The 12279-nt window shown below is 70.4% G+C and carries 10 protein-coding genes and 1 tRNA gene; 5 read left to right on the forward strand and 6 right to left on the reverse strand.

The genetic code is table 11. The features are described 5' to 3' along the window. The first annotated feature begins 29 nt into the window (after positions 1-29). Positions 30-1463, forward strand: a complete 1434-nt coding sequence (cysS, locus tag U870_RS0116020) for a cysteine--tRNA ligase (protein WP_025158394.1) — start codon at positions 30-32, stop codon at positions 1461-1463. After that, positions 1460-2485 carry a 23S rRNA (guanosine(2251)-2'-O)-methyltransferase RlmB gene (gene rlmB / locus U870_RS0116025; protein ID WP_025158395.1) on the forward strand — a complete coding sequence of 342 codons (1026 nt, stop codon included), beginning with the start codon at positions 1460-1462 and terminating at the stop codon, positions 2483-2485. The genes cysS and rlmB overlap by 4 nt, the downstream gene beginning before the upstream one ends. An 82-nt stretch (positions 2486-2567) precedes the next feature. On the opposite strand, the gene U870_RS0116030 is transcribed toward rlmB, so the two are convergent. Genes U870_RS0116030 through U870_RS0116045 form a run of 4 tightly spaced genes read right to left on the reverse strand, consistent with a single transcriptional unit; the run spans position 2568 to position 6976 of the window. Then, a complete protein-coding gene (locus U870_RS0116030) occupies positions 2568-3350 on the reverse strand; it encodes an amino acid ABC transporter ATP-binding protein (RefSeq protein WP_025158396.1) in 783 nt (260 codons plus the stop codon). Next, positions 3347-4387 carry an amino acid ABC transporter permease gene (locus U870_RS0116035; protein ID WP_025158397.1) on the reverse strand — a complete coding sequence of 347 codons (1041 nt, stop codon included), beginning with the start codon at positions 4385-4387 and terminating at the stop codon, positions 3347-3349. The genes U870_RS0116030 and U870_RS0116035 overlap by 4 nt, the downstream gene beginning before the upstream one ends. Continuing rightward, positions 4371-5267 (reverse strand): ABC transporter substrate-binding protein, encoded by an 897-nt coding sequence (locus U870_RS0116040; RefSeq protein ID WP_025158398.1) that lies wholly within the window; start codon positions 5265-5267, stop codon positions 4371-4373. The genes U870_RS0116035 and U870_RS0116040 overlap by 17 nt, the downstream gene beginning before the upstream one ends. Before the next feature lie 41 nt (positions 5268-5308). Continuing rightward, positions 5309-6976 carry an amidohydrolase gene (locus tag U870_RS0116045; protein ID WP_205288782.1) on the reverse strand — a complete coding sequence of 556 codons (1668 nt, stop codon included), beginning with the start codon at positions 6974-6976 and terminating at the stop codon, positions 5309-5311. 244 nt (positions 6977-7220) lie between these two features. On the opposite strand from U870_RS0116045, the gene U870_RS0116050 reads away from it, so the two are divergent. Then, the gene (locus U870_RS0116050; RefSeq protein ID WP_205288783.1) at positions 7221-8198 is read left to right on the forward strand and encodes a LacI family DNA-binding transcriptional regulator; all 978 of its coding nucleotides are present in this window, start codon (positions 7221-7223) and stop codon (positions 8196-8198) included. Between the two features lie 159 nt (positions 8199-8357). On the opposite strand, the gene U870_RS0116055 is transcribed toward U870_RS0116050, so the two are convergent. Together U870_RS0116055 and U870_RS0116060 are read right to left on the reverse strand one after the other, a co-directional pair. Further along, on the reverse strand, positions 8358-9662 hold the full coding sequence (locus U870_RS0116055; protein WP_025158401.1) for a DUF4032 domain-containing protein: 1305 nt from the start codon (positions 9660-9662) through the stop codon (positions 8358-8360). A gap of 109 nt (positions 9663-9771) precedes the next feature. Next, positions 9772-10866, reverse strand: a complete 1095-nt coding sequence (locus U870_RS0116060; RefSeq protein WP_025158402.1) for an ABC transporter ATP-binding protein — start codon at positions 10864-10866, stop codon at positions 9772-9774. A 302-nt stretch (positions 10867-11168) separates the two neighbouring features. Between U870_RS0116060 and U870_RS0116065 the strand changes: the two genes are divergently transcribed. Together U870_RS0116065 and U870_RS0116070 are read left to right on the forward strand one after the other, a co-directional pair. Beyond that, the gene (locus U870_RS0116065) at positions 11169-12065 is read left to right on the forward strand and encodes a DsbA family protein (RefSeq protein ID WP_025158403.1); all 897 of its coding nucleotides are present in this window, start codon (positions 11169-11171) and stop codon (positions 12063-12065) included. A 59-nt stretch (positions 12066-12124) separates the two neighbouring features. Further along, a tRNA-Thr gene (locus tag U870_RS0116070) sits at positions 12125-12200 on the forward strand. Positions 12201-12279: the final 79 nt, after the last annotated feature.

A 12279-nucleotide genomic window follows, 5' to 3' on the forward strand; every position in this document is an offset into this window, starting at 1 on the left:
CGGACCCCGCGGCCCGTAGGCTGTATGCCGTGACTCTGCGACTCTACGACACGAAGGCCGGCGCGCTGCGCGACTTCGTCCCCCTCCGCTCCGGCGCCGTGGGGATGTACGTCTGCGGTCCGACCGTCCAGTCGTCGCCGCACATCGGCCACCTGCGCTCGGCCCTCGTCTACGACCAGCTGCGCCGCTGGCTGACCTACCGCGGGTTCGACGTCACCCTGGTGCGCAACGTCACGGACATCGACGACAAGATCCTGATCAACGCCGCCGCAGCGCAGGCCGAGGGCAGCAGCGAGGAGTGGTGGGCGCTGGCCTACCGGTACGAGCTGGAGTTCACCGCGGGCTACACCGCGCTCGGTGTGCAGCCGCCGACCTACGAGCCCCGCGCGACCGCCAGCATCCCGCAGATGCAGCAGCTCATCGAGCGGCTGATCGAGGGCGGCCACGCGTACGCCGCCGCCGACGGCTCCGGAGACGTCTACTTCGACGTGAAGAGCTGGGCCGCCTACGGCGAGCTCACCCGGCAGAGCATCGACAACATGGAGGCCGCGGCCGACGCCGACCCGCGCGACAAGCGCGACCCCCGCGACTTCGCCCTCTGGAAGGGCCGCAAGGCCGACGAGCCGGAGTCTGCCGCGTTCCCCTCCCCGTGGGGCGACGGACGACCAGGCTGGCACATCGAGTGCTCCGCGATGTCGCGGCGCTACCTCGGGCCGCAGTTCGACATCCACGGCGGCGGGCTCGACCTGCGCTTCCCGCACCACGAGAACGAGCTGGCGCAGTCGACCGCTGCCGGCGACGCCTTCGCGAACTACTGGGTGCACAACGGCCTCGTGCACGTCAACGGGCAGAAGATGAGCAAGTCGCTCGGCAATTCGGTCTACGCGACCGACCTGCTCGGCGCGGCCCGACCGCTCGTCGTCCGCTACTACCTCGGCTCGGCGCACTACCGCTCCACCATCGACTTCCACGACGGCTCGCTCGCCGAGGCCGACGCGGCCCTGGACCGCATCGCCGGCTTCTTCGAGCGCGTCGACCGCCGGCTCGGCGGCACACGCTTCGCCGGGAGCGGGGCCGAGGTCGTGCCCGACGCGTTCGCGGAGGCGATGGACGACGACCTGGCGATCCCACAGGCCCTCGCCGTCCTGCACGACACCGTGCGTTCAGGAAACGCCGCGCTGGATGCGGAAGACTTGGAGGCCGCCGCCTCCGCGCGCGGCCAGGCACTCGCCATGACCGAGGTCCTGGGCATCAACCCGTTGTCCCCCCAGTGGAGCCGTTCGGGCTCGTCCGCCGCCGACGCGGCGCTCGGCCAGCTGGTCGAGCGGCTGCTCGACGACCGGCAGGCCGCCCGGCAGGTCCGCGACTTCGCGGCCGCCGACCGTATCCGGGACGAGCTGACCGGCGCGGGCATCATCATCGAAGACACCCCGACGGGGTCGCATTGGAGTATCGAATCATGAAGAGTTCGGGTGGGAAGTCCCGCGGCGGCGCCGTGCGGAAGGGGCGCAAGGGCGCCCAGGTCGGCAGCGGCGGCAACGGGCGCCGTGCGCTCGAAGGCAAGGGCCCGACGCCGAAGGCCGAGGACCGCGAGTACCACGTCGCCCACAAGAACAAGGTGCTGCGCGAGCGCGCCGCGGCCAAGCAGGCCGGGCGGGGCGGAGGCCGCGACGGTGCGCCGCGCGGTGCGTCCGGCGCCGCCCGCCGGGCCAAGAGCGGCGACGAGAGCGAGATCGTCACCGGCCGCAACTCGGTGCTCGAGGCACTGCGCGCCCGCATCCCGGCCACGACCCTCTACATCGCCGCGCGCGTGGAGATGGACGACCGGATGAAGGAGATCCTCTCCATCGCGACCGGCCGGGCCATCCCGATCCTGGAGATCATGCGGCCGGAGCTCGACCGGCTCGCCGGCCGCGACGCCGTGCACCAGGGCGTGGCGCTGAAGGTCCCGCCGTACGAGTACGCCCACCCGGGCGAGCTGCTCGACCGCACCCTGCGCTCCGACGAGACGCCGCTCTTCGTCGCGCTCGACGGCATCACCGATCCGCGCAACCTCGGCGCGATCATCCGCTCCACCGCCGCGTTCGGCGGCCAGGGCGTCATCATCCCGCAGCGGCGCTCGGTCGGCATGACCGCCTCCGCGTGGAAGACCTCGGCCGGCGCCGCCGCGCGCACCCCCGTCGCGATGGCGCCCAACCTGACCCAGACGCTCAAGGCGTTCAAGCAGGCCGGCGTCTTCGTGCTCGGTCTCGACGGCGACGGCGATGTCTCGCTGCCCGGGCTGTCGTTCGCCGACCGTCCGGTCGTCATCGTCGTCGGCAGCGAGGGCAAGGGGCTCTCCCGCCTCGTCACCGAGACTTGCGACGCCGTCGTCTCGATCCCCATCAGCGCGGCGACCGAATCCCTCAACGCGGGCATCGCCGTCAGCGTCACCCTCTACGAGATCGCCAAGCTCCGCGCCGAGTCCTCCGGCTCCGCCGCGTAGCAGCCGAGTCCGCGCAAAGTACGCCGAAAACCGCCGAGTCCGCAGAGAATCTGCGGACTCGGCGGTTTCGTGTCGCGGGGGGTCAGAGCACGTGCGAGAGGAAGGTGCGCGTGCGCTGATGCTGGGGGTCGGCGATCATGGCGCGGGGGTCGCCGGATTCGACGACCACGCCGCCGTCCATGAAGACGAGCGTGTCGCCGACCTCACGGGCGAAGCCGATCTCGTGGGTGACGACGACCATCGTCATGCCCGACTGGGCCAGGCCCTTCATCACGTCGAGCACTTCGCCGACGAGCTCCGGGTCGAGTGCCGAGGTGGGCTCGTCGAACAGCATCAGCTTCGGGTCCATCGCCAGCGCGCGGGCGATGGCGACCCGCTGCTGCTGACCGCCCGAGAGCTGGCCGGGATAGGCGTTCGCCTTCTCGCCGAGGCCGACCCGGTCGAGCAGCTCGCGGGCCCGGGCGGTCGCCTGGTCGGGCTTCTGGCCGCCGACCATGATCGGCGCGGTCGTCACGTTCTCCAGCACCGAGAGGTGCGGGAAAAGGTTGAAGCGCTGGAAGACCATCCCGATGTCGCGGCGCTGGGCCGCGGCCTCCCGCGGCTTGAGGTCGTGCAGGCGGTCGCCGGCCTGACGGTAGCCGATCAGGGACCCGTCGACCAGGATGCGGCCGCCGTCGATGCTCTCGAGGTGGTTGATGCAGCGCAGGAAGGTCGACTTGCCCGAACCGGACGGCCCGATCACGCAGACCACCTCGCCCTGGTGCACGTCGAGCGAGACGCCCTTGAGCACGTGGTGGCTGCCGTACGCCTTGTGGACGTCCTCGGCCCGGACCATCGGCCGGGCGCCGGTCACGGTGCCGCTCATCGGCCCGCTCCTTCCGTCGGGGTGGGTGCGGGATGCTCGCCGGCCGGGGCGGCGCCGGCCGCCCCGATCGCCACGGTCTCGGGCATCGGCTCGGGGACGTGTCCGCCGCCGCGCTGGTCGAAGCCGCGGGCGAACCGCCGCTCCAGGAAGTGCTGGCCGATCATCATCAGCGACGTGAACGCCAGGTACCAGACCGAGGCGACGAGCAGCAGCGGGATGGGGTTGAGCGTCTCGGCCGAGATGTCCCGCGAGCGGGTGTAGAGGTCGAGGCTGAACGGCACCGCGGTGACGAGGGACGTCGTCTTCAGCATCGAGATGACCTCGTTGCCCGTCGGCGGGATGATCACCCGCATCGCCTGCGGGAGGACGATCTTGCGCATCGTCTGCGACCGGGTGAGGCCGAGGGCTGTCGACGCCTCCTTCTGCCCCAGGTCGACCGAGAGCAGACCGGCGCGGACGATCTCGGCCATGTACGCCGCCTCGTTGAGCGCCAGACCGAACACGGCGATCCAGAACACGTCGAACAGGTCGATGCTCTCGAACACGAGCCAGGGCTGCTGGAACGGGATGCCGATCTCGATGGTGCGGTAGATCGTCGAGAGCAGGCCCCAGAAGACCAGCTGCACGTAGACCGGGGTGCCGCGGAAGATCCAGATGAACACGCCGGATGCCCAGCGGACGATGTAGTTCGGGCTCTGCCGCATGACCGCCAGCAGCACGCCGAGCACCACCGCGATGATCATCGAGAGCACCGTGAGCAGCAGCGTGACCCCGGCCGCCTGCACGATGCGCGGGTCGAACAGGTACTGCGCGAACGCGGACCAGTCGTAGGCCTCGCGCCGGCTCGCGTCGATCACGAAGAGTGCGAGCGCGAGCACGATCACCACGCCGGCGACGGCGCGCCAGGGGTGACGGACCGGCGTGGAGCGGATGGCCGGGGCTCCGGTCACAGGATGGAGGCCCGGGTCGGTGGAGCGCCGACGGCCGGCACCGCGCGAGGCGGTGCCGGCGTCGGGAGCGCTATTCGGTCGCGCCATTGATCTGCATCGTCTCGAGTGCGCCGTTCTCGACGCCCCAGTACGTGAGGATCTTCGTGTAGCTGCCGTCCTTCTGCAGGTCCTGCAGCGCTGCGAGGATGGCCTTCGCGAACTCGCCGCGGTCCTTCTTCACCGGAGTGCCCGAGAGCAGCGAGTCGTAGATCGGGGAGGTGACGAGCTTGCCCTTGCTGAGCTTGGTCGCATAGCCGATGACGGGGGAGTCGGCGACCATCGCGTCGGCGCGACCGAGCGTGACCGCGGCGGTCGCGTCGTCCTGGGTGTCGTAGCCGAGCTGGGTGACCTTCGCCTTGCCGGCGGCCTCGCACTTCTTGTCGACCTCGGGCAGGTAGACCAGCGGCGCCGACCCGCCGTTCTGCACCGCGACCTTCAGCCCGCAGACGTCGAGCTCGTCGGTGATCGGCTTCGCGGCGGGGGAGGCGAACTGGTTGCCCGCGGTGAAGAAGTCGACCATGTCGAGCGTCTCCTCCCGCTTCTTGGTGTCGTAGTAGCCGCCGAGGCCCATGTCGTACTTCTCGCCGAGGATGCTCGGGACGATGTTGTCGAACTTGGCGACCCGGTAGTCGGTCTTCACACCGAGCTTCGAGGCCACCGCGTCGATGAGGTCGATCTCCCAGCCGATCGGGGCGCCGTCCTTGTCCTTGAACTCGTTGGGAGCGTAGGTGGGGTCGACGCCGATCACGAGCTTGCCGGCCTTCTGGATGTCGGCGGGCAGCAACTCGGCCGCGGTGGAGCTCTTCTCGATCGTCAGGTCGGTGAGGGCGGTCTGCCGGTCCGCGCTGCCCGCGGCGCCGCTGGAGCAGCCGGTGAGCACGGCGGCGACGGCGGCCACGGCGAGGACGGTGAGGGTGCGATTTCTCATGGTGCTGTCTCCTTGGGGGTGTGCTGTGCGGGACGGGACCATCAGCGCGCGGCGGGGAGGGCCGCGTACACGGACTCCCCGGCGACGAAGGTCTCGATGGTGCGGGTGTCGGCGATCGTGTCCGCCGGGTGGGCGAACGGGTCTCGGTCGACGACGGCCAGGTCGGCCCAGTTGCCCACCGCGATCGACCCGGTGAGGTCGTCGCGGCCGTTGATGCGTGCGGCGCCGCTGGTGTAGGCGCGCAGGGCGGCGGCGAGGGTCAGGCTCTCGTTCGGGAGGAAGGCCTCGGGGTTGTGGTCGGGGTGCCACGACGGCACCCGGCGGTTGACCGCCACGTGGATGCCGAGCCAGGGGTCCGGGCTGGTGACCGGCCAGTCCGATCCGGCGCAGAGGTGGGCGCCGGCGCCGAGCAGGGAGGCGAACGGATACTGGGTGGTGGTGCGCTCCGCGCCGAGCAGAGGCACGTTCAGCTCGACCATCTGCGGGTCGTAGCAGGCCCAGAGCGGCTGGATGTTGGCGGCGACGCCCAGGGCGGCGAAGCGGGCGCGATCGTCCGGGTGGACGACCTGCAGGTGCGCGATGTGGTGGGTGGTCCCGCTGTCGCCGTTGGCGTGCCGCGCGGCCTCGACGGCGTCGAGCGACTCGCGCACGCCGCGGTCGCCGATGGCGTGGAAGTGCACCTGGAAGCCGGCGGCGTCGAGGCGGCTGACGTAGCCCGCGAGCAGTTCGGGATCGACGAACGAGATGCCGTCGTCGTGCGTCTCGCCGGGGCCGCACCGGTGCTCGTACGGCTCGATCATGGCGGCGGTGCGGTTCTCGACGATCCCGTCCTGCATCACCTTGACGGTGGTGACGCGGAAGCGCTCGTCCTGGAAGCGCTCCCGGAGTGCCTCGATGCGCGCGATCTGCTCGACGCCGCGCTCACGCTCCCACCAGATGGCGCCGTTGACGCGGGCGTGCAGTGCGTCCTCGTCCATCGCGCGCTGGTAGGCCTCGACGATGTCGGCGGAGTGGTTGCCGTAGTCGCCGATCAGGGCGTCCTGCCAGCCGGTGATGCCGAACGAGTGCAGGTGGCGCTGCGCTTCGAGCAGGCCGGCGTACTGTTCCTCGGCCGTCGCGTCGGGCGCCAGCCGCAGAGCGAGCATCCGTGCGCCCTCGTGCAGGGTGCCGGTGGGGAGGCCGTCGGCGTCGCGTTCGATCCGGCCGTCGACCGGGTCGGGGGTGTCGCGGTCGATGCCGGCCCGGCGCAACGCCTCGGAGTTGACCCAGGCGCTGTGGTGGTCGCGGTTGGAGATGACCATCGGCCGGTCGGGACAGATCGCATCGAGGTCGGCCGCCAGCGGCGCACCGCCCGCGAAGGCCGCCTGCTGCCAGCCGCCGCCGACGATCCACTCGCGCTCCGGGTTGGCGGCGGCGTAGTCGGCGATGATCCGCAGGTAGTCCTCGCGGGTCCAGCCCGACGAGAGGTCGCAGGCGAGTCGCTCGACCCCGGCTTCGACGGGGTGCACGTGGGAGTCGATCAGGCCCGGGAGGAGCATCCGGCCCGTCAGATCGATCACGCGGGTGCTCGCCGTGATGCCGGCGGCGACGTCCGGGCCGAGCGCGGCGATGCGTCCCGCGGCCACGCCGACGTCGAGCCGCCGCGGCGCCTCCGAGACTCCGTCGAACACCATGCCGTCGACGAATGCGAGGTCGAGCTCCACTGCCACGTGCCACCCATCTCTTCGTCGCCGCAGCTGTGCGGCGAAGGAGGAAAACGCTCGGGAAATCCGAACTGAATCGATTGAGAACTTGATCGATTAATCTGGGACTATACAATGCGATGGAGCCGCGATGCAATCGCTGTGCACGCGCCGTGCATGCGCAGGCCTATCGCAGGCCGATCGCAGGGCGATCGCGGTGCGGAACCCGCCCCGCAGGCGCCGCGGCAGGAGAGGAGCGACGATGCCGACCATGACGTTGGCCGACATCGCCGAGCGCGCCGGCATCTCCCGGGCCGCCGTCTCCCTCGCCCTGAACGGCAAGAAGGGCGTCTCGGAGGAGACCCGGGCGCGGGTGCTCGCCATCGCCAAGGAGTCCGGCTACCGCATCAACCGGCTCGGGCGCGCGCTGCGCCAATCCCGCGCCGGAGCGGTCGGGCTCTACCTGCCCGAATCCGCCGTCCACTTCGGCTACTACACCGAGACCACCCTCGGCCTCACCGAGCGGCTGCACGAAGCCGACCTCTCGCTCCTGATCGTGCCGAGCACGCCGACCAGCCCGCGGATCGAGTCCTTCCCGCCGGTCGACGGGTTCATCCTGATCGAGCCGCACTCCGACGACGAGGGCGCGGCGATGATCCTCGCCCAGGACCTCCCCGTGGTCACCGGCGACTCCCCGCCGCCCGGCTTCTCCGACCCGTGGGGGATCGTCGAGTCGCCCAACACGCGAACGACCCGGGAGGTGCTGGACCGGTTCGTCGCGCTCGGCTCCGGGCAGCCGGGGCTGCTGCTGGTGGAGCAGGTCTCCGCTTGGGCGCAGGAACTCGAATCCGCCTACCGCGCGTGGTGCGCGGAGCGCCGGCTGGAGCCGCGCGTGCTGGTGACCACCATCCACGAGGAGAACGGTACGCTTGCCCGCCGCCTGGCCGAGTGGACCCGCGAGCAGGGGGTCGACGCGATCCTGGTCGGCGCGGACGGCGTCGCCGTGCGCGTGGCCGGCCTGCTGCGCACCCTCGGGATGCGTCCGGGCGTCGACATCCGGCTGGTCTCGGGGGTGGACAGTCTGATCATGGAGTTCCACACGCCGCCGATCACCTCGGTCGACCTCCAGCCGCGCGCGTTCGGCCGCGCCTGCGGGGAACTGCTGCTGGAGCTGATGGAGCACGACCGTCCCGCCGAGACGGTGCGTCGCGGTCTCGACGCCGTCCTCCGGGTGCGCGACTCAGGCTAGGCGGTCGCCTCGCCTCGTGGGCGACGGAGGAGATCCCTGCTCGACGCGGGAGATTCCGCGGGGAGCGGAGGAGATACGGGGCGTTCCCGCGCCGGTCTCCTCCGGAGCCCGCGATCCGGGCACTGCACGGACCGGGGCGCCTCCGCTCCCGCCGTCGGCTCAGACCTTCGAGCGCCAGTCGTCGGCGTCGTCCTCGTCGTCGTCGAGACCGGCCGCGCGCCGGATGGTCGGGATGCTCATGGTGTCGGTCGCCGGGGCGATCACCGTGGCCTCGTCGCGACGGTGACGCAGCACGTCGTTGATGTACGAGGTGAGCGCCTCGGCGAGGGGGACGTCCCTGCCCTCGTTCTGCGACATGAACCAGCGGTGCTCCAGCAGCTGGTGGAACACCTCCGCCGGCTCGAGCTTGCCCTTGAGGTCCGCCGGGATGGCGCGCACCACGGGCTCGAAGACGCGCAGCAGCCACTCGTGCGCCATCGCCTCCTCGTCGAGGCCCTGCTTGCCGAGCGTCGCCGAGTACGAGTCGAGGTCGTTGAGCAGGCGCCGGGCCTGGTTCTCGCCGGTGTCGAGGCCGGTGAGGCGCAGCAGACGGCGCTGGTGATGGCCCGCGTCGACGACCTTCGGCTGGATGCGCACCGTCGTTCCCTCGTCCGAGGTCTTGATGGCGAGCTCCTCGATGTCGAAGCCCAGCTCGTTCAGGCGCTCGACGCGCTGGCTGATGCGCCAGCGCTCGGAGGAGGAGAACGACTCGCTGCCCGTCAGCTCCTTCCAGAGCGAGCGGTAGGCGGCGACGATGCCGTTGGAGACGCTGATCGGGTCGAGCTCCTCGTCGATGCGACCGCCGGCCTCCAGGTCCATCAGCTCGCCGGCGATGTTGACGCGGGCGATCTCCAGGTCGTTCTCACGCTGGCCGTTGGAGAGCCCGTCGTACAGCTGGCCGGTCTCGGCGTCCACCAGGTAGGCGGCGAAGGAGCCGGCGTCGCGACGGAACAGGGTGTTCGACAGGGAGACGTCCCCCCAGAAGAAGCCGACGATGTGCAGACGCACCAGCAGCACGGCCAGCGCGTCCACGAGGCGGGTGGCGGTGTCGGGCCGCAGCGTCTGCGAGAACAGCGCGCGGTACGGGAGGGAGAACTTGAGGTGCCGGGTGACCAGGGCCGCGTTCAACTCGTTGCCGTCGTCGTCCGTCCGGTTCTTGATGACCGCCACCGGGTCGACGCAGGGCACGTCGAGGCGCTGCAGGGTGCGCAGCATGTCGTACTCGCGCTGGGCCATCTCGGCCGTCGTCTCCTTGATGGCGATGACGTAGCCGGAGAGGTTGGCGAAGCGCACGAGGTGCCGGCTGATGCCCTTCGGCAGCAGGGCGATGTGCTCGGCGGACCACTGGTCGAGGGGGATGTTCCAGGGCAGGTCGAGCAGTGCGGGGTCGACCGTCGCTGCGGTGATGTTGACGGAGCCGGCCATGATGGTGCCTTCCGGTGTCGGTGCGGGAGGGGGAAAGCACTCTGCCGCAGCCCGGGAACCGGACTGCGGCAGAGTGGGATTCCTTCTCAGGAGCCTAGTGCGCGCGACCTCAGTCGACGACGGCGCCGCCGAGGCGCTCGCCCGACTCGGCGTGGAAGGCGTGCACGTGGCCCGGCTTCGGGGTGATGAACACCGTGTCGCCGGCGTTCGGGTGCACTCGGCCGTCGACGCGGCCGACGATGTCGGTGCGCTTGCCGTCGACCTCCGAGTGGCCGTACAGGTAGCCGTCGGCGCCGAGCTCCTCGACGAGGTCGACCGTCACCTTGAGGCCGCTGCCCTCGGTGGACGACACGACGACGTCCTCCGGGCGGACACCGATGGTGACGGCGGAGCCGGCGGCGGCGAGGATGTCACGCTCGACCGGGACGACCGCGTTGCCGAACTGGATGCCGCCGTCGGTGACGTCGGCCGTGAACAGGTTCATGGCCGGGCTGCCGATGAAGCCGGCGACGAAGACGTTCTTCGGCTGCGCGTACAGGTCGCGGGGGGTGCCGACCTGCTGCAGGACGCCGTCCTTGAGGACCGCGATGCGGTCGCCCATGGTGAGCGCCTCGGTCTGGTCGTGCGTGACGTAGACCGTGGTGACGCCGAGGCGGCGGGTGAGCGACGCGATCTGCGTACGGGTCTGGACGCGGAGCTTGGCGTCGAGGTTCGACAGCGGCTCGTCCATGAGGAACACCTGGGGGGAGCGGACGATCGCGCGGCCCATGGCGACGCGCTGACGCTGACCACCGGAGAGCGCCTTCGGCTTGCGGCCGAGGTAGGGCTCCAGGTCGAGCAGCTTGGCGGCCTCGAGGACGCGCTGGGCGCGCTCCTCCTTGCCGACGCCGGCGATCTTGAGCGCGAAGCCCATGTTCTCCGCGACGGTCATGTGCGGGTACAGCGCGTAGTTCTGGAACACCATCGCGATGTCGCGGTCCTTCGGCGGAACGTCGGTGACGTTGCGCTCGCCGATGAAGATGTTGCCGTCGTTGACCTCTTCCAGACCCGCGAGCATGCGGAGGGAGGTCGACTTGCCGCAGCCCGACGGGCCCACGAGGACGAGGAACTCGCCGTCCGCGATGTCCAGGTCGAGCGCGTCCACGGCGGGACGGTTGGAACCCGGGTAGAGCCGGGTCGCCTTGTCATAGGTGACAGTCGCCATTTTCTCTTTTTCTCCTTCACCGGCAGGTACGTGCCGGACGATCCGTTGTGATGGATGAACGTGGCGTCGACGTCCGTTGGGCATCGGCGCCGCAATCCCCCATAATATGGCATCGGCGCGGGTGCCGACGACCGCCCCTGGGGTCGAGGCGCCGGCGTCGTGCCTGCGCGTTCAGCGACCGTCTGGTCTATTCCCAGACTGCCCGAATAGGATCGTCCGGTTGCGTGCGTCCCCGGTGCACGACGACGCCGCTGCGTCCCCCCTGCGCAGCCCCGAACGACCCCGAGAGTGTGATTGCCCCTATGACCGATCCCGACGAGAACGGCGACGTCCGTGCGGCCGCGCGGGAGAAAGCGCGCCAGCTCCGCACGTCCCAGCAGCGCAAGGACCGTCGCAACAGGACCCTCATCGGCAGCGGAATCGCGCTCGGCGTGCTCGCCGTCATCGCGATCGTCGCCGTCGTCATCGTCGGCGCCATCCGCCCCACCGTCCCCGGCCCGAAGAACATGGCCAGTGACGGCGTCGTCGTGGGCGCAGGCCTGAAGGTCGTCGCGACCCCGGCCCTCGCCGCCGACTCGAAGCCCGTCGCGACCACGCCGAACCCCGAGGCGAACACCGTCGACATCCGCATCTACGCCGACTACCTCTGCGACCTCTGCGGCGACTTCCAGCGCACGAACCTCTCGCAGCTCCAGCCGCTGGTGAAGGACGGCGCGGTGACCGTCGAGATGCACCCGGTCGCGATCTACACCAGTCACTCCGCCGGCACGAAGTACTCGCTCCGCGCGGCCAACGCTGCGGCCTGCGTGGCGAACTACTCGCCGGAGGCCTTCTGGGCTTTCAACGCCTCCCTCTTCCAGAAGCAGCCCAAGGAGGGCAGCCCGGGCCTCAGTGACGAGCAGTTGAAGACGCGCGTCGCCGACGCGAAGGCGAGCAGCGTCTCCAGCATCGACTCGTGCATCGACGACGGCCGGTTCAAGAGCTGGGCCACCAGCGCAAGCGATCGCGCGCTGAGCGGGCCGATTCCGAACTCGGATGTCAAGAAGATGACGAACGCGCTCCTGGTGCTGGTCAACGGCAAGCCGTACACCGGCTCGTTGACGAGTGCCGACGACTTCAAGGCGTTCGTGCTGCAGGCGCAGGGCGACGAGTACTCGTCGACCTCCACCCCTACCCCGACTCCGACTCCCGCGGGCTGACGCCTCGAGCGATCTCCACGCCATCCTCTAGGATGGTGGGCGACGGGCCAGCCGTCGTCGCCGGCTTAGCTCAGTTGGTAGAGCACTCGCCTTGTAAGCGAGCGGTCGCGGGTTCGAGTCCCGCAGCCGGCTCCATCCGCCTTCGGCGGTTCGTGTCGCGGTGGACGCCGCGACCCCTCCTCGCGGCGGCTCGCTCCGCGCCCTCTGCGTCGCG

It is taken from the genome of Leifsonia aquatica H1aii (assembly GCF_000633535.1).
In the GTDB taxonomy this organism is placed as follows: Bacteria; Actinomycetota; Actinomycetes; order Actinomycetales; family Microbacteriaceae; genus Leifsonia; species Leifsonia aquatica_A.